At 62.1% G+C, this 17,077-nt stretch carries 21 protein-coding genes and 1 tRNA gene; 18 read left to right on the plus strand and 4 right to left on the minus strand.

From position 1 onward, the window contains the following. Positions 1–123: 123 nt before the first annotated feature. The gene (gene lipB, locus O6760_RS20950; protein WP_269581628.1) at positions 124–831 is read right to left on the minus strand and encodes a lipoyl(octanoyl) transferase LipB; all 708 of its coding nucleotides are present in this window, start codon (positions 829–831) and stop codon (positions 124–126) included. 94 nt (positions 832–925) lie between these two features. Between lipB and O6760_RS20955 the strand changes: the two genes are divergently transcribed. The 6 genes from O6760_RS20955 (at position 926) to mgtE (ending at position 7,100) form a co-directional block, all read left to right on the plus strand. Further along, on the plus strand, positions 926–1,192 hold the full coding sequence (locus O6760_RS20955) for a FliM/FliN family flagellar motor switch protein (RefSeq protein ID WP_269581629.1): 267 nt from the start codon (positions 926–928) through the stop codon (positions 1,190–1,192). A gap of 132 nt (positions 1,193–1,324) precedes the next feature. Then, positions 1,325–1,411, plus strand: a tRNA-Leu gene (locus O6760_RS20960). A gap of 204 nt (positions 1,412–1,615) precedes the next feature. Next, positions 1,616–2,200 (plus strand): hypothetical protein, encoded by a 585-nt coding sequence (locus tag O6760_RS20965; RefSeq protein WP_269581630.1) that lies wholly within the window; start codon positions 1,616–1,618, stop codon positions 2,198–2,200. Positions 2,201–2,291: 91 nt separating this feature from the next. Beyond that, a complete protein-coding gene (locus tag O6760_RS20970; RefSeq protein ID WP_269581631.1) occupies positions 2,292–5,027 on the plus strand; it encodes a DEAD/DEAH box helicase family protein in 2,736 nt (911 codons plus the stop codon). Positions 5,028–5,052: 25 nt separating this feature from the next. Then, on the plus strand, positions 5,053–5,514 hold the full coding sequence (locus O6760_RS20975) for a hypothetical protein (protein WP_269581632.1): 462 nt from the start codon (positions 5,053–5,055) through the stop codon (positions 5,512–5,514). Positions 5,515–5,684: 170 nt separating this feature from the next. Next, positions 5,685–7,100: a magnesium transporter gene (gene mgtE / locus O6760_RS20980; RefSeq protein WP_269581633.1), complete on the plus strand. Its 1,416-nt coding sequence runs from the start codon at positions 5,685–5,687 to the stop codon at positions 7,098–7,100. Here mgtE and O6760_RS20985 read toward each other — a convergent pair. After that, positions 7,097–7,537, minus strand: a complete 441-nt coding sequence (locus tag O6760_RS20985) for a DUF1330 domain-containing protein (protein WP_269581634.1) — start codon at positions 7,535–7,537, stop codon at positions 7,097–7,099. The genes mgtE and O6760_RS20985 overlap by 4 nt on opposite strands. 68 nt (positions 7,538–7,605) lie before the next feature. On the opposite strand from O6760_RS20985, the gene O6760_RS20990 reads away from it, so the two are divergent. Beyond that, complete coding sequence (locus tag O6760_RS20990; protein WP_269581635.1) at positions 7,606–8,187, plus strand: TetR/AcrR family transcriptional regulator; 582 nt, start codon at positions 7,606–7,608, stop codon at positions 8,185–8,187. Positions 8,188–8,212: 25 nt separating this feature from the next. Here O6760_RS20990 and O6760_RS20995 read toward each other — a convergent pair whose 3' ends face one another. Then, positions 8,213–8,929: a MarR family winged helix-turn-helix transcriptional regulator gene (locus O6760_RS20995; protein ID WP_269581636.1), complete on the minus strand. Its 717-nt coding sequence runs from the start codon at positions 8,927–8,929 to the stop codon at positions 8,213–8,215. 150 nt (positions 8,930–9,079) lie between these two features. On the opposite strand from O6760_RS20995, the gene O6760_RS21000 reads away from it, so the two are divergent. From O6760_RS21000 to speB, 11 genes are all read left to right on the plus strand, one after another. Next, positions 9,080–9,505: an organic hydroperoxide resistance protein gene (locus O6760_RS21000; RefSeq protein WP_269581637.1), complete on the plus strand. Its 426-nt coding sequence runs from the start codon at positions 9,080–9,082 to the stop codon at positions 9,503–9,505. A gap of 71 nt (positions 9,506–9,576) precedes the next feature. After that, complete coding sequence (locus O6760_RS21005) at positions 9,577–9,861, plus strand: YciI family protein (protein ID WP_269581638.1); 285 nt, start codon at positions 9,577–9,579, stop codon at positions 9,859–9,861. Between the two features lie 91 nt (positions 9,862–9,952). Further along, the gene (locus tag O6760_RS21010; protein ID WP_269581639.1) at positions 9,953–10,375 is read left to right on the plus strand and encodes a VOC family protein; all 423 of its coding nucleotides are present in this window, start codon (positions 9,953–9,955) and stop codon (positions 10,373–10,375) included. A 55-nt stretch (positions 10,376–10,430) separates the two neighbouring features. Continuing rightward, positions 10,431–11,141, plus strand: coding sequence for a glycoside hydrolase family 25 protein (locus O6760_RS21015; protein ID WP_269581640.1), 711 nt, complete (start codon positions 10,431–10,433; stop codon positions 11,139–11,141). Positions 11,142–11,231: 90 nt separating this feature from the next. Further along, on the plus strand, positions 11,232–11,633 hold the full coding sequence (locus O6760_RS21020) for a MerR family transcriptional regulator (RefSeq protein WP_269581641.1): 402 nt from the start codon (positions 11,232–11,234) through the stop codon (positions 11,631–11,633). Continuing rightward, positions 11,633–12,076: a PaaI family thioesterase gene (locus O6760_RS21025; protein ID WP_269581642.1), complete on the plus strand. Its 444-nt coding sequence runs from the start codon at positions 11,633–11,635 to the stop codon at positions 12,074–12,076. The genes O6760_RS21020 and O6760_RS21025 overlap by 1 nt, the downstream gene beginning before the upstream one ends. 3 nt (positions 12,077–12,079) lie before the next feature. Beyond that, entirely contained in the window at positions 12,080–12,550 is a 471-nt protein-coding gene (locus tag O6760_RS21030; RefSeq protein WP_269581643.1) for a GNAT family N-acetyltransferase, read from the plus strand. Continuing rightward, positions 12,547–13,719: an isovaleryl-CoA dehydrogenase gene (locus tag O6760_RS21035; RefSeq protein WP_269581644.1), complete on the plus strand. Its 1,173-nt coding sequence runs from the start codon at positions 12,547–12,549 to the stop codon at positions 13,717–13,719. Before O6760_RS21030 ends, O6760_RS21035 begins: the two co-directional genes overlap by 4 nt. A 15-nt stretch (positions 13,720–13,734) precedes the next feature. Next, positions 13,735–14,118: a cupin domain-containing protein gene (locus tag O6760_RS21040; RefSeq protein ID WP_269581645.1), complete on the plus strand. Its 384-nt coding sequence runs from the start codon at positions 13,735–13,737 to the stop codon at positions 14,116–14,118. A gap of 62 nt (positions 14,119–14,180) precedes the next feature. After that, a complete protein-coding gene (locus O6760_RS21045) occupies positions 14,181–14,870 on the plus strand; it encodes an SDR family NAD(P)-dependent oxidoreductase (RefSeq protein ID WP_269581646.1) in 690 nt (229 codons plus the stop codon). Between the two features lie 86 nt (positions 14,871–14,956). Beyond that, the gene (gene speB, locus O6760_RS21050; RefSeq protein WP_269581647.1) at positions 14,957–15,928 is read left to right on the plus strand and encodes an agmatinase; all 972 of its coding nucleotides are present in this window, start codon (positions 14,957–14,959) and stop codon (positions 15,926–15,928) included. A gap of 71 nt (positions 15,929–15,999) precedes the next feature. On the opposite strand, the gene O6760_RS21055 is transcribed toward speB, so the two are convergent. Further along, positions 16,000–17,019, minus strand: coding sequence for a hypothetical protein (locus O6760_RS21055; protein WP_269581648.1), 1,020 nt, complete (start codon positions 17,017–17,019; stop codon positions 16,000–16,002). Positions 17,020–17,077 lie beyond the last annotated feature (58 nt).

Raw genomic sequence — 17,077 nt, forward strand, 5'->3', positions numbered from 1 at the left:
CGGTACCATGCGTCATTGCCGCACGTGGTCCGGTCTTCAGGCCAGTGTTGGCGTTTTTGTTTGCGAGACAGAAAGGCAGGCCATCTGGCCTGCCTTCGTTCGTTTTACCGGGACCGGAACAGTTCAAGAAGACACGGTCGGCCCGAAAATCTTCTCGAATTCCGCGCGCATCACGCTGTCGTTTTCAGCCATGGTCACGGGAATGCCGAGGTCAACAAGACTGGTGACCCCGTGCTCGGTGATGCCACAGGGCACGATGCCGGAAAAATGCTCCAGTTCCGGCTCCACATTGAAGCTGATGCCGTGAAAGGTGACCCATTTGCGCAGTCGGATGCCGATGGCGGCGATCTTTTCCTCGACCGTCGGTCCCCGGTCCGGACGCCGCACCCAGACACCGACCCGGTCCTCGCGCCGTTCGCCGCGAATGTGGTACTGCCACAGCGTGTTGATCAGCCAGGCCTCGAGCGCTGAGACGAAGGCGCGCACGTCCTGCTGGCGCCGTTTCAGGTCCAGCATGACATAGGCCACCCGCTGGCCGGGCCCGTGATAGGTATGCTGGCCGCCGCGGCCGGTACGGTAGACCGGAAAGCGGTCGGGGGCGACCAGATCGCCGTCGTTTGCGCTGGTGCCGGCGGTGTAGAGCGGGGGGTGTTCGAGCAGCCAGACCTGTTCGCCGGCGTCACCTGAGATGATTCTCTTCACCCGCTCGTCCATTTCCCGAAGCGCCGTGTCGTAATCGACGAGGTCGTCGGAAATTCGCCATTCCACCGGCGGAGCGCCGGATTCCGGCAGGAAACTCAAGGAAATCGTGTCTCTTTCGACGGGTGACATGTGGATGACAGTTCTTTGTTTTTTGAGCTGGCAGGCCGTGCCGTGGTATGGTTGGCGCTGGCGGGTTCGCCCTATTTAAGGATCAAGACGTCCGATGACCACCTTCGATGAGATCAAAGTCGATATCTCCGTCGTGCTCGGCGAGAACGAGATGCCGGTGCACCAGCTGCTCCGGATGGGCCGCGGGGCCGTGATCGACCTGGACGTTGCCGAGGACGACGACGTGAAGATCTATGCCAACCAGACCCTGGTTGCCAAGGGGCAGGTGGTGCTGCTCGGCGAGCGGATCGGCATTTCGATCACCGAAGTCCTGATGCGGCCGCCGGAGATCCGGCCGATGCGCACCGACGGGCCGCTGTAACGGGCCAAACCTGGCTTCTTGAAGAAAAATCGCGTGCCTGTGAATTATTGCGAGAAGGGCACTTGCGCCCCCAAAATCCTTTTGCTACATGGAGCGCCTCGACGCTGACAGGCGCCGGGAACAATCGAATATGCGGTCGTGGCGGAATTGGTAGACGCGCAGCGTTGAGGTCGCTGTGGGGTAAAACCCGTGGAAGTTCGAGTCTTCTCGACCGCACCATTCGAACGGCAACGGATGTTGCATCAAAGGCTGCCCTCGGGCGGCCTTTTTGGTTTTTGAAGCCGGTCTCTTGCAGCTCCCGAAAGGCTTGTCGCGCAAACAGACTTTTGGCGGCCCGCCGAATGTGCTTTCTTCTGCCAAACAACATGTCCTGCCGCGTCGACCAGCTTGTGTCGCGAACGGCCATTGAGAGCCGGAGCCCCAATGATGCTGCCCTTCAAAGCCTTTGTCTCGATGTCGATGCTGGCTATCTGCTGCTCAATTGCTGTTTCGCGTGTCGCCACCGCCCAAGAGGCCATGATCGCCCCGCAATCTGTCGCCGGATCGGCGACCGTGCCGGTCGATGGCGACATCTATCGCTATCGTGCGGTGCTGTCCGAAACGCAGGAAGGCGCGGATCTCTACATCTATACCGACGCGGGCGAGGGCTGGGTCGAGGCGGTTCACGCCAGGGATATCGTCTGGCGCGGCGGCCTGTACGGGCAGGAGCCGTGGCTGGAGGCGAACGAACACGGGTCTCTCAAGATCTATTCGGAAAACTCCGCCATCGGCCGGGACCGTTGGGAGCAAATCCTCACGATTGCCTATCGTGGCGGTGAATTCCTCATCGCCGGATATACCTTCAGCTACTACGACACGCTTGATCCGGACGCCGCCGGTCAGTGTGACGTCAACCTGCTGACCGGGTCCGGTGTTCACAACGAAACAAAGTTCAAGACCAAGCTGCCCGCGACCAGGGTGGCCGACTGGACCATGGACACGAGCCCGCCGGAATGCGCGCGAGACTGAGGCGCCTGACCTCGCGATATTGTCGAGCCCCCGCATCTTCCGGGGTTACCGTTCCCGGAGCCGGGCGAGAGCCGTGCATTTTGACAAGATAGTGCAAGACCTGAAATTCAGACACGGCTGGCGCAGCTACCAGCAGCGTGTGCTGGACGAGTTGGACGGCCACCTGGACGATGCGCAACTGCATGTGGTTGCCGCGCCGGGATCCGGCAAGACGGTCCTTGGTCTGGAGGTCATGCGCCGGCTCGGCAAGCCCGCCGTCATTTTCGCACCGTCTCTGGCCATTCGCACCCAGTGGAAGGCCCGGCTTGTGGAGCTGTTCCTGCCAGAAGGCGCCGACGCCCACTGGATCTCGCTCGATATCAGGAGGCCCGGACCGGTCACGATCGTGACCTATCAGGGCTTTCATGCCGCCATGACCGGGCTTTCCGGCGAGGAAGAAGGTTTTCCGGAGGCAGGTTCGGGGCCGGAACTCCTCCAAGGTCTGATCGACCAGGGTATCGGGACGCTGGTGTTCGACGAGGCTCATCACCTTCGCAAGGACTGGCAGCGTTCCCTTATTCAGCTGAAGCAACGTTTGCCGGGCCGTGTCACGACCGTCTCGCTGACCGCGACCCCGCCCTATGACACGGACGCGCGCGAGTGGGACAATTACGAGGCGCTGTGCGGTCCGATCGACTGCGAGATCTCGGTTCCGGAGCTGGTGAAGACGGGGGATCTCTGCCCGCATCAGGACCTCGTGTGTTTTTCCGCGCCGACGGACGCGGAAACCGCCTTCATCGACGCCTTCGCCGAGAACCTGAACGGCTTTGCCCACGATCTTCTGCACGATCCGGCATTCCTGGAGAGGCTTGAAAACCTGCCCTGCTTCGCGTCACCGTCCGAGCACGAAGACGCGATTTTCAAACATGCCGCCTTCTGTCTTGCCGGCATGGTGTTCCTGAAGGCTGCCGGGCGCTCTCCGTCGCCCGAGGCTCTGGCGCTCTTCAGTCTCGAAGCTGCCGAATTACCCGGTCTCGACCGGGAATTTCTGGAAAGACTGCTGGACGGGGTCCTTTCCGGAGAGAGTGCAGAGTGGTTCGATCCGGACACGAGGAAACGGATATCGAAGGAGCTTCGAAGCTTTGGGGGATTGCGGGGCGGGAAACCGATGCTCGCCAACATGGACAAGATCGACCGGATGCTGCGCAACAGCCTCGGCAAGATCCGGAGCATCCGGTCGATCGTTGCCGCTGAAAGCTCGGCCCTGGGGACGGAGCTGCGCATGGTCATCCTGACCGACTACATCCATCGCGATCTGGTGCCGTCACCCGGGCAGAGGGTCTATGAACCGGTGAAGATCGGGGCGGTGCCGCTGTTCGAGGTGCTGCGCCAGCGGGGGGATTACTTCTACAAGGTGGGCCTTTTGACCGGTTCCCTGGTCATTCTGCCGGTTGCCGCCATGCCGTTCTACCAGGAGGCGGCCGTTGCCAGGGGGATCGGGCGCGGCGACCTGCGCATTCGTTCCCTGCCGCACGATCCGGACTATGTCGAAATCGAACTGGCGTCAGGCTTCCAGCATGAGAGCGTGCACCTGGTCACCGAGGTCTTCGAGCAGGGTGGTGTCACCGTGCTGGTCGGAACGCAATCGCTGCTGGGCGAAGGCTGGGATGCGCCCTGCATCAACAGCCTGGTTCTGGCCAGCACCGTCGGGTCGTTCATGCTGTCCAACCAGATGCGCGGCCGCGCCATCAGAACGGATCCGGCCAATCCGCAGAAGACCGCGAATATCTGGCATCTTGCCTGTGTGAACCTGCCGAGAGACAACGGACTGCAGGGGAGCATTCCCGGAGTCGATTTCCTGTCGGCCCGGCTCGCCGGCCGATTGCCGTCACCTGCACCCATCCGCGAGGATCTCGGCCAGGATGCGGCGCTTCTTGTGCGACGGTTCAAGGCGTTTGAAGGGCTGAGCGTGTCCGACCCACCGTTCATCGAAACCGGACTCGGCCGGCTCGGATTTGCCGGGGTCGCGTGGAGCGGGGACGCACCGGAGCGGCTGAACGGGGCGACCTTCGCCAGGAGCGCGGACCGGTCCGGGCTCGTCGAGCGTTGGTCCGAAGCGCTTTTCAGGAGCGCTCCGGAGGCCCGGCTCAGACCGATGGCGGCTGTGCGCCGCGCGCCGCAGACCTGGGTCTATCGTCGCGCGGTACGCACCAGTGGGGTGGCGGCCGTTGCCGTCCTTGTGGCCGGTGTCGGTCTTGGCGCCGCGATCAAGGCTGCGGCACCGGTCGGGATTGCCGTTGCCCTGGTGGTGTTCGGACTGGCGCTCACGGTCCTGCGGAAACAAGGCGGGGTCCGCTCCTTTGTTCACTGGTTCAGGAACCGGTCCCTCGACCGGAACCTCAGGCAAATCGGACAGGCGGTCTTGCAGGCGCTGGCCGGGACGAGGCAGTTGCAGAGCGCGCCGGCCCGCCTGACACCGGTCGTGCAATTTTTGCATGGCGACCACCTGTGCAGCCTGGACGGCGCGCAGCCGAAGGAGCAGGCGCTGTTCCTGACCTGCCTCGAACAGTTGCTCGGGCCAGTCGATACACCCAAGTACCTTCTTGTGCGACGCGTGCGCGGCCTCGGCGGGACGGCACAGGTGGACTTTCATCCGGTTCCGGATGCCCTTGCCGGTCGAAAGGTGCATGCCGAGAGTTTCCTGAAACACTGGCGGGAGCACGTGTCGCCGGCGGAGCTGGTCTCCGTCAGGTCAAGGGAAGGCCGCCAGCTTCTGCTGCGGGCCCGGGCAGAGGCCTATTCCTCGGAATTCACTCCCCATTCCGAAAGGCTTGGCAGGTGGCAATAGCCGTTTGCTACCTTCCGGAAAGGGTGTGCCGGTCATTCCCGACCCTATTGATGCCGCATTCCTGCATCGTTTTGTGTCCCTGCAAGCACGGGAGGGTGAACCGATAGCGATCGACAGGAGAAAATCCGGACATTTCGGTGGCCGGTGGAAGGCGACGCGAGCGGCTTTTACCGGGCCGTTCCAACGCGAGCGGGTTGCCGCGTTCGGTTTTGTGCTGCTGTTGCTGGCGGGGGCAAGAGCCGAGGCGCAGACGCTCACCGTCAATCCCGGACGCTTCGGTGCGATGACCTGCCAGCAGCTCTGGTACACGGAGCAGGAGGTTCTTGCGGAAGGACGGGTGTGCCTGAAGAGCGAGCGGGCGCGCCGCGCGTTCAGGCGGGCACCGCGCTGCATCTCGGACGACGAAACGATCCTGCCGGGCAAGGTCGAGGCCTATCTGGAAACCCTGCGCAAGAGTGCAAGGGACAAGGGATGCTCCGGGTTTTGAACAGGTTCAGCCAATGGCGGGCCCTGGGCCGTGCATGGGCGTTTTCGCTCTAAGTCTGTGGACCGGTTTCGCTTTTCCGGTGGCGCTTTTCCCTCGCAAACGCTAGTTCTGAACGAGAGGTCCGGCGCCGGTGTGCCGGTTGAGATCAACAGGCGAAAAGGGGGTGCCGGATGAGCGAAGCAGCTGAGCTTGATGTGACCGCACATCCTGAACCGCCGATACCCGTTCGCGACGAGGAAGAGCATCTCAACCCGGATTTCATTGCCGCCGTCGAAACGGCCATCCGTGCCAACGACCAGTACGGCTTGCGCGAACTGGCTGCAGACCTGCACGAGGCGGACACCGGCGACCTGCTGGAAACGCTCGAATCGGAGGATCGGGCGTCCTTCATTCGCCTGCTTGGGGACGACTTCGACTATACGGCCCTGACCGAGATCGATGAGGCCGTCCGCCTGCAGCTGCTGGAAGAGCTGCCCAACGACGTCATTGCCGAGGGTCTTGAAGATCTCGATTCCGATGACGCCGTCTACATTCTCGAGGATCTGGACGAGGACGACCAGGCGGCCATCCTGGAAGGTCTGCCCTATGCGGACCGGGCACAGCTGCAAAAGGCACTCGATTACCCGGAAGACAGCGCCGGCCGGCGCATGCAGAGCGAGTTCATCGCCGTGGCGCCGTTCTGGACCGTCGGCCAGACCATCGACTACATGCGCGAGGCGCGCGACCTGCCGGACAGCTTCTATGAGATCTACGTGGTCGATCCGAAATTCAAGCTGCTCGGCTCGGTTCACCTGGACAAGATCCTGCGCACCAAGCGCAAGGAAAAGGTCACCTCCATTATGGAGGAGACGCGACAGGCGGTGCTGGCGACCGAGGACCAGGAAGAGACGGCCCGCCGGTTCGAGCGCTACAACCTGGTATCCGCCGCCGTGGTCGACGAAAACGAGCGTCTTGTCGGCGTTCTGACGGTCGACGACATCGTCGATGTCATCCAGGAAGAGGCCGAAGAGGACATCCGTGCGCTCGCCGGGGTGGGCGACGAGGAAATTTCGGACAGCGTCGTCACCATTGCGCGCTCGCGCTTCACCTGGCTGGTGGTCAATCTGGGCACCGCGATCCTGGCATCCGTGGTGATCGCCCTGTTCGAGGATACGATCGAGGCGATGGTTGCGCTGGCCGTGCTGATGCCGATTGTTGCCTCCATGGGCGGCAATGCCGGCACGCAGACCATGACGGTCGCGGTGCGCGGCATCGCCACCCAGGAGCTGAGCGCGCGCAACATGTTGCGCGTGCTCAACCGCGAGGTCCTGGTCAGCATGCTGAACGGCATTGCCCTTGCGGTGCTGATCGGGATCACGGCCTGGCTGTGGTTCTCCAGTCCCGGGCTCGGCATCGTGATCGGGGGGGCGATCGTCATCAACATGCTGTTCGCGGGCCTTTCCGGCCTGTTGATCCCCATCGTTCTGGACCGGGTCAATGTCGACCCTGCGATCGCCTCCAGCGTGTTCGTGACCACGGTGACGGACGTGGTCGGCTTCTTTGCCTTTCTCGGCATTGCCGCCCTGTGGTTCGGCCTGCCGCTTTAATCGCCGCAGACCAGGACCTTCTGGCGCGCGCAGGCCGCCGTGCGGTGGTGGAAGGCGCCACGATAGCTCTCGTCGGAATAGAGCGCCGTCAGGGCCCCGAGGTTCGGATAGGCGCCGATGGCGACGATGTCCCAGTCCTCGTCGTCGCCGAGGAACATGCCCTGGAAGGGGCCAACGAAGAGAAAATGCCCGCCGGCACGTTCCATTGCCGGGACGCTGACCGAGGCATAGCTCGAGAACGCGTCCTGGCCGGAGGCGTCGCCGTCTCCGCCCGGGTAGTGCGCCTTGTCCCGCAATTTGAAGAAATTGATCAGCGTGACCGGCTTGTCCTTGTCGCGTCCGAGAATGTGCGACCACTGGTCCGCGGTCGGGCAGCTGCCGTCGCTGCCCGGGCCGTACCAATGGGTGAATTGGGAAACCTGCTGGTTGACGTTCATGTGCGCTCTCCGTAACTTTACACGTGTCAAATATGGGAGAAACTTTACACGTGTCAAGTGAAGGCAGGATGGCGCGGACGCGCGCCGAAATTCTGGACCGGGCCTGGGACCTGATTTCTACGCGCGGAGCGGAGGTGTCGCTGGCGGAGATTGCGCGCGCCGCGGGGATCAGCCGTCAGTCGGTCTACGACCATTTCGGTTCCAGGGGCGGGCTGCTCCTGGCACTGGTGCGGCGCACGGACGAGCGGCTCGACATCAAGGCGCGATTCGACAAGGCTTTCGAAATCGCCGATCCCGGGCTGCGGCTCGAAACGGCGGTCGAGGTCTGGATCCGGTTCGTTCAGGAAATCTATCCCGTTGCCTCGGACCTGATCAGGCTTCGGACCACGGACGAGGATGCCTCTGCAGCGTGGGAAGACAGGATGTCGGAACTGAGGGACTGGCTCGTGATCCTGACAGGATCGCTGGAAAGGGACGGGGCCTTGCAGGCAGCCTGGTCCGCGAGGGAAGCCTCGGATTATCTGTGGGCGTCCTTCAGCGTGCAGACCTGGGGGCTTTTGACCAGGGACTGCGGCTGGCCGGAAGAAGTCGCACAGGATGTCCTGAAACGCACGATCTGCCAAACGCTGTTGCGCCCGGCAGATCCCTAAGACGTTCTTAGGGGCGTTTCGCCGGTCAGGCGTCGATGCCGGCCTCGCGCAGATTGTCGCGCAGCTTCATGATCCTGGATTGAAGGTCCATGACGTCCCCCATCTCGAGGCCGGTCGAGGACAGGATGCAGGAACCGAAATGCTCGGTCTTTTTCTGCAGGGCACGTCCCTTGCGGGTCAGCTTGAGGATGACCTGCCGCTCGTCCTTGGGATTGCGCGTGCGGGTCACCAGGCCCATGCTTTCAAGCCGTTTCAGAAGCGGGGTCAGCGTGTTGGTGTCGAGCTGCAGCTTCGACGTGATCGTGCCGACGGGCACATTGTTGTTTTCCCACAGGACGGTCATCGCCAGGAACTGGGGATAGGTCAGGCCGGCGTCCTTCAGGAGCGCCTTGTAGACCCCGTGCATCGCATGATTGGCGGAATAAAGCGCAAAGCACAGAAACTGGTCGAGTGGCAGGGACCCGTTCGCAGCCGCGGGGGTATCCGGCGTTTCTGCGTCTGAAACGGCCGATGATGGCTCCGGGGCCGGGGCGTCTGCAACCTCTGCCGCAGCGCTTGCTTCCACCCGTGCGACATCCTCTGTCGCCGGCTTGGCATCGGCTTTTGCTGCTGCCTTCTTGCGCGGTTTCTTCTCGGACTTGGCGGCCTTGGCCGGCTTGTCCTTTTTCGGTTTCCTGGTCTCTTCGGGCGCGGACAATCCGATCGCGTCCAGAAGCGACATCTGGTTTGTCGTCTCGTTCATGTGCCCGTTATAAATCGCGCGCGATATGGTCGCAACCTGTTGACGCCCGACCGTGACGCGTATATGTGGGTAAATTATATCGTACACGATTTAATGTTGAACGATGTAAAACGATTGACCAGTGAATACAGACCGCTATGGAGAGATCAGATGGCTGTAGATGTGCTTTACAAAACCAGTGCAAAGGCAACCGGCGGCCGTGACGGTGCCGCGGAAACCCTGAGCGGTTCCTTCAAGGTGACGCTGTCAACGCCCAAGGAACTCGGTGGTGCCGGCGGGGCCGGCAACAACCCGGAAGAGCTTTTCGCAGCCGGTTACGCGGCCTGTTTCATCGGCGCGATGAAGTTCGTTGGCGGTCAGGAAAAGATTGCCGTCCCGGCGGACACAACTGTCACCTCGACGGTTGGAATCGGGCCGCGTTCCGAAGGCGGCTTCGGCCTGACCGTGGCGCTGGAGGTGTCGCTGCCGGGGCTGGAAAAGGCCGTCGCCGAGGATCTGGTTGCCAAGGCCCACCAGGTCTGCCCCTATTCCAATGCGACCCGCAACAACATCGACGTCAAATTGACCGTCGCCTGACCCGCTTGTCTCCGGCCTGTCCTCCTGCGGCAGGCCGGACTGTCGACAAGAAGCCGAAAGCCCCGCCCCAAATGAACCTCTTTGTAATCGACCTGACCTATACCGCTGGCCTTGACGCGATTGACCGGCTGCTGGAGCCTCACCGGGCGTTCCTCGAGGCGCAGTATGCGGACGGGCTGTTCCTGGCTTCCGGCCCGAAGAACCCCCGGACGGGAGGCGTGATCCTGGCGCGGTCGGAAAGCAGGGAGGCCCTTGAACGCGTCCTGGAGCAGGATCCCTTCAAGGCCGAACGTGTCGCCGACTACCAGGTCACCGAATTCAGTCCCGTCATGACGGCACCCGACTTTCCGCTTTAAGGTCCAGATCCACAGCCTGGAGCTGCCGCTCGACAGTCCCGTAGAGCACGTTATGCTTGGCCAACGGGATACGGTGCAAATGGAGCAGGCCATGCGGCCGAAGCTGGACGGAATTCTGGAAACCGCGGTCTATGTGGACGACATGGAGGCCGCCCATGCGTTTTATTCGCAGGTGCTCGGTCTGAAGCGAATGGTCGCCGGCGAGCGCCTTTTTGCCTATGACGCGGGACCGGCCCAGGCGCTCCTGGTTTTTCACCGGGGGCACACGGGAGAGGATGTCGAAACGCCCGGTGGCATCGTGCCGGGCCACGATACCAGGGGCCACAGCCATTTCGCGTTCCGCATTCCGGCTGATCAACTGGACGCCTGGCGCGACTATCTCACTGGACTGGATGTCAAGGTGACCAGCGAGGTCACCTGGCCGGCCGGCGGACGCAGCCTCTATTTCAACGATCCGGACGGCAATGTCCTGGAGTTGGCGGCCGCGCCGCTGTGGCCGAATTTTTTGGCATGATTCCGGATTGTTTTGGGGCACTATCGGTTTGGTTTGAGCGATTTCGGGTGGTGGAATGAATGTCTTGCAAGCAACCCTGCGGACCTTGTTCTATGTTGTGGTCGGCGTGGTCATTTCGATTGTCGGAGCGGCGTTTTTCTTCATGAGCTGGGAACCGGACCGGAACAGCTTTCCCGTGCGCGGCATAGATGTCTCCCACCATCTCGGCGATATCGACTGGACCGAGGTGGCAGCCGATGACGTGGCCTTTGTCTACATGAAGGCCAGCGAGGGCGGGGATTTCAAGGACAGCGCCTTTCAGCGCAACTGGGCCGGGGCGGGCAGTGCAGGACTGGCACGTGGCGCCTATCACTATTTCAGCCTGTGCCAGCCGGGGAAAAAGCAGGCGGAAAACTTCCTGAGCATCCTGCCGGGCGACAGCGACATGCTGGCCCCGGTGCTCGACCTGGAGCTGACAGGCAATTGCGCGCGCCGGCCCCCCGCCGACGAGGTGCTGCGGGAGATCAGCGCCTTCACCACCTTGGTTGAGAAGGCGCGGGGCAAACAGGTGATCTTCTATGCACCGGACGAGTTCTACGAGACCTATCTGAAGGGCAGCGGACTGAACCGTCGCTTGTGGGCGCGATCGATCTGGCACCAGCCGGACTATGCAGGCAGCTGGGTTCTCTGGCAGTATCACGACAAGGGGCGGGTCAAGGGCGTTTCCACCGATGTTGACCTGAACGTGCTGCACTCCGAGGCGGACCTGGATGGCCTGAAGTTGTGATTCTTTAAATATCTGTTTTTTAAACTAAAAAACAGACGTGTTGACTTTAACGTAAAAAGGCGAAACTGTGCGCTTCAACAAGGAGCGGGCATGCAGCGCTATTATACCATTACCCAGCTGACGCAGGAATTCGACATCACCACCCGGACGCTTCGGTTTTATGAGGCGCAAGGGTTGGTGTCTCCGACACGCCGGGGCCGTCAGCGGCTTTACACGCCGGGCGACCGGACCCGTGTCAAGCTGATATTGCGCGGCAAGCGGCTGGGTTTTTCCCTGAACGAGATCAGGGAAATGATCGAGATGTATGGCAGTGCACCGGGCGAATCCGGCCAGCTGCGCCTGCTTCTGGACAGGATCGCCGCCCGCCGGGCCGAACTCCTGGAAAAACAACGGGACATCGAGCTGACCCTGCTCGAACTGGACGAGGTCGAGGCCGGCGCGCATGCGCGCATGGCAGAGCTTTCGACCGGTGCAAGATCGGAGAAAGCGTAATGGACCTGTCACCCCGGGATCCGGACTGGAACGCGCGTGTCCGCTCCAGCTTTGCCGCGCAGAAATTCATGAGCCATCTCGGCGTGCAGATTGCCCATCTGTCGCCAGGTGCCGTCGACCTCGAACTCAAGATGGCGCCCGAACTGACCCAGCAGCACGGCTATTTCCATGCCGGGGCGACATCCTCCATCGCGGACAGCGCGGCCGGCTACGCGGCGCTGTCGCTGTTCGCGCCCGACTTCGGCGTTCTGACGAGCGAGTACAAGATCAACCTGCTCAATCCGGCCAACCAGCCGGTGCTGCTGGCCCGGGGCAGGGTGGTCAAGCCGGGCCGCACGCTGACAATAGCGAAAGCGGATGTCTATGGCCTGGACGACAGCACCCAGGTGCATGTCGCCACCGGCCTGTTCACGCTCATGAGCGTTTCCGGCGTGAAGGATTGAGCGATGAGCGATGTCATCATCAGGGCGCTTGAGCACACTGACAGGCCGGCGTGGACGGACCTCTGGCAGGCCTATCTGGAATTTTACGAGCAGGACCTTGCCCCCGGGGTCACAGGATCCCTGTTTGAACGGCTTCTCTCCGAGACCGGCCACAGCGGCTGTGTCGCGGTTCGTGATGGCCGTCTCGTCGGCTTCGTGCATTACCTGTTTCACGACAGCACCTGGTCGAACGAAGCCACCTGCTATCTGGAAGACCTGTTTGTCAGCCCCGGCCTGCGCGGCGGTGGTGTCGGACGGAAACTGATCGAGGCGGTCTATGCCGCTGCGGACGCTGCGCCGTGCGCAAGCGGCAAGGTCTATTGGCACACACATGATCACAACAAGCGCGCCCGGCGTCTTTACGACCACGCCGGCACGCTGACCGAATTCGTGAAATACGAGCGCCCTGAGGCGCCTGGGAGGGTATCAACATGATCCGCAACGATTTTCCATCCTTCAACTTCGACCTCGGCGAAACCGCCGACATGCTGCGCGACACGGTCCGCTCCTACAGCCAGGACCGCATTGCGCCGCTGGCGGAAAAGATCGACCGCGAAGACTGGTTCCCGCGCGAGATCTGGCCGGAAATGGGCGAACTCGGTCTGCACGGCATCACCGTTGAGGAAGAATGGGGCGGCTCCGGCCTTGGCTACCTGGAACACTGCATCGCCATGGAGGAGGTCAGCCGGGCCTCGGCCTCCATCGGCCTGAGTTACGGCGCGCATTCCAACTTGTGCGTCAACCAGATGCGCCGCTGGGGCAATAACGACCAGAAGAAGCGCTACCTGGAAAAGCTGGTCACAGGCGAGCACCTGGGCGCGCTGGCCATGTCCGAGCCGGGGGCCGGTTCCGACGTCGTCTCGATGAAACTGCGCGCGGACAAGAAGGGCGACCGTTATATCCTCAACGGCTCCAAGATGTGGATCACCAACGGACCGTCCGCCGACACGATGATCATCTATGCCAAGACCGATGTGGATGCGGGACCTAAGGGCATCACGGCCTTCCTGGTCGAAAAGGGATTCAAGGGCTTTTCCGTCGCCCAGAAGCTGGACAAGCTCGGCATGCGCGGATCGGAGACCGGTGAACTGGTGTTCCAGGATTGCGAGGTTCCGGAAGAAAACGTCCTCGGCGAGGTCGGCAAGGGCGTCAACGTGCTGATGTCCGGCCTCGACTACGAGCGCGCGGTTCTGGCGGCCGGTGCCATAGGCATCATGCAGGCGGCCATGGATGTGGTCATTCCGTATGTTCACGAGCGCGAGCAGTTCGGCCAGCCGATCGGCACGTTCCAGCTCGTCCAGGGCAAGGTCGCGGACATGTATGTCTCCATGAACGCCTCCAAGGCCTATGTCTACGCGGTGGCCAAGGCCTGCGACCGGGGCGAGACCACCCGCGAGGACGCCGCCGGTGCGATTCTTTATGCGGCGGAAAACGCCACCAGGATGGCGCTGGACGCGATCCAACTGCTGGGTGGCAACGGCTATATCAACGAATACCCGACGGGACGCCTGCTGCGCGACGCCAAGCTCTACGAGATCGGTGCGGGCACATCGGAGATCCGCCGCATGCTGATCGGCCGCGAGATCTTCAACAAGACGGCCTGACCCTGTGAGGACCGCATGAAACAGACAGACCTGCCGGAGAAACCCGACGCGCGTTCTCCGGCCGGGGCGGACATCCGCTTCATCATGGACGGCCCGACAGGCAACATGATCCATTCGACGGTTCCGGCGGGCCAGGTCAACCGGGCCACCCGGCACCAGACCGTTTCCGAGTTCTGGCATGTGCTCGAAGGGCAGGGCGAGATCTGGCGCTCCGACGGTGTCAACGAGTCCGTCGTTTCGCTGACCCCGGGCGTATCCATCGACATTCCCGTCGGCACGGCCTTCCAGTACCGGAATTGTGGGAAGGAGCCGCTGAAATTCATCTGCATCTCCATGCCGCCCTGGCCGGGCGACGAGGAAGCGGTCTATGTCGAGGGGGCCTGGCAACCGTCGGTCTGACCGGCGCGGCAATCCCGAAGCGCGGATGCTGCGTATCCTTTCCTGAGCAGGAAGGAGTCTACATGACGGGAAGTGCGGTGGTCATCGGGGCAAGCGGCGGCATCGGCTCCGCAATTGTGCAGGCCTTGCGGCATTCCCGGGAGTATGACGAGGTGCTTGGCTTCGGCCGGGCCACGGATCCGTCGCTGGATCTTCTGGACGAGGACAGCATCCGGGCCTGTGCGGAGCATGTCGCGGCAAGGTCGTCCGACCTCCGTCTTGTCTTCGATGCCACCGGCGCCCTCGCGTTGAAGAACAGTCGTCCGGAGAAAAGCTGGCGGGAGCTCGACCCGGATGCTCTTGTCGGTTCCTTTGCCGTCAATGCCATCGGGCCTGCCTTGCTGATGAAGCATTTCCTGCCGCTCCTGCCGAAAACGGGGCGCAGCGTGTTCGCGACCCTGTCGGCCCGGGTCGGCTCGATCGGCGACAACCGTCTCGGCGGCTGGTATGCCTACCGGGCCTCGAAGGCGGCGCTCAACCAGCTTGTGCGGACAGTGGCCGTCGAACTGGCACGCAAGAAACCCGAGGCGGTCTGCGTTGCCTTGCACCCGGGCACCGTGCGCACGTCCCTGACGGACGGTTTTGCCAAGACCGGGCTTGAGGTCCAGGAACGGGATCTGGCGGCAAAGAGGCTGCTGGGCGTCCTGGAGGGGCTCTCCGCACAAGAGAGCGGTGGTTTCTTCGATTATCTGGGCAAGGCCGTTCCCTGGTGATCCCTGGCGGATTGAATTTCATGCCGGGCAGGTCTTGAATGGGTATCCACAACCCTGCGCGTTCTTCCCTGTTTCAGGAACCTCCCATGTCCAATGCCTTCTTTCATCCCGTCTCCGGCTTCGAGCTGCCGCGCTTTGCCGGCGTGCCGACCTTCATGCGCCTGCCGCATGTGGGCCTTGACAACCCGCGGTTGAAGGATGTCCGGATCGGGTTGATCGGCACGCCCTGGGACGGTGGTACCACCAACCGGCCGGGTCCCCGGCACGGTCCGCGCCAGTTGCGCGACATGTCGACCATGATCCGGGCGCAGAACGGGGCGACCGGTGTCAGGCCGTTCGAGCTGGTCAATTGCGCCGACCTTGGCGATGTCGGACCCAATCCGGCCAGCGTCGACGACAGTCTCACCCGCATGACGGCATTCTATGACCGCGTGGTCGACGCCGGCATTCGGCCGCTTTCCGCCGGCGGCGATCACCTGTGCTCGCTGCCGATCCTGCGGTCTCTGGCCAGAACGCGGCCGCTCGGCATGATTCATTTCGACAGCCACACGGATCTCTACAAGAGCTATTTCGGGGGCATGCTCTATACCCACGGCACACCGTTCCGGCGCGCTGTGGAGGAGGGGCTCCTGGACCCGAAGCGGGTGGTCCAGATCGGCATTCGCGGCACGGCCTATGACAACGAGGACCGGGATTTCGCGGACAGCGTCGGGATCCGGGTGATCGCGATCGAGGAATTCCATGCGCGCGGTGTCGAAGATGTCATGGCGGAGGCGAAGGAGATCGTCGGGACGCAGGAAACCTATGTCTCCTACGACATCGATTTCGTCGATCCGGCCTTTGCGCCGGGCACGGGCACGCCGGAGGTCGGCGGGCCGAATTCCTTCCAGGCGCTTCAGGTCGCCCGACTGCTCGACGGGGTCAACATCGCCGGCGCGGACCTGGTCGAAGTGTCACCGCCATTCGACACCAGCGGCGGCACGGCGTTTCTCGGCGTGTCGATCATGTTCGAAATGCTGTGCAACATGGCTCTGTGCGCGGACCGCATGCCTGCGTGAACCCGGCAAAGCCCTTGATGCCGGTTTGGCGGGGCTGCGGCCTTCGTGTTGCTCAAGTGACCCTACGTGACTCAATCATTGTGTTCGCTGGTCAGTTTGCCCTTGGCGTCACCGGGCGGTACATCGGTCCTGTAGGGCAGCTCATACTCCGTCAAAACCGTCAGGTCTTTGGTTTCCGGGCAGAACAACGAAATGCGAACGAGGAATGATCCGAAAATACCGATCGGATAGAATTGGATTTCTCGTTCCCAAAGACCGTTGTTCAGGCTCATGGACTCCTCTTTGTGATCGGTTTCGCGGAAAATGATGTCGTCGTTCTTTTCGTCGTAAAGGAAATAGCGTTCGGTGATCTGGCAGAGCAGCACGCAGCCCTTTTCCAGCTTGTCCGCTATGCCAGCCCTTTCCGCGTTGACCTGAGGGGCAAAAGTGCCGATTTCCCGGTAAGTCGTCGGATCGATAGTCAGCGCCTCGTAGCGGAGCGCCCGGCGCAGGATCCGTTCTTTTTCGTCAAGTTTCTTGAGGGCTTTGTAGTAGACGGCACCTGTTGTGAACAGCCCCGCGGCGGTGAGTGCCGACACGATCAGCTCGACAATACCAATCCGCTTCAGGACCTTGCCACCGAACTTCTTGGCATATTTCAGGCGCCGCTTTCCGGGTGACGTTCTCTGGGAAGGGGGCAGGACTTCGTCAACCGCTTCGTCCACCTTCATTTTGCCGAGCGTGTCGAAAAAGTCGTCGGCAATTTCCTTTCCCGCCTTTTTCACCAGCAGCTTGAAAAGGACAAGGATGCTCAGACCACCCGCCGCCGTGTAGCCAATGGTCTTCGGATCGACATCGAATACAGATTTGAAGAACTCCGAGAAAGTTTTCTCTGCTTCGGCTTCGACCGCCGTGAGTGCCTTCTTCTTTCGCTCAATTTCAGCCAGGACCACATTGCGGTCTTTCGAGGAATCGTAGGCCGGATCCCCGTTTTTGTCCCAGGCCTTTGCTTCCTTGACCCAGTCCGGCTTCAAGGTTGTCATGAGCCTTACCTCCCATATGCCATACAAAATAGCACAACTCATGAGACAGCCCCACCAACGGGAGGGCAAGCTGTGGTTGTTTCCGGCAAACCGCCCAGGCGAGACGGAGCGCTGACCTTGTCTGCGC

Source organism: Roseibium sp. Sym1 (assembly GCF_027359675.1).
In the GTDB taxonomy this organism is placed as follows: Bacteria; Pseudomonadota; Alphaproteobacteria; order Rhizobiales; family Stappiaceae; genus Roseibium.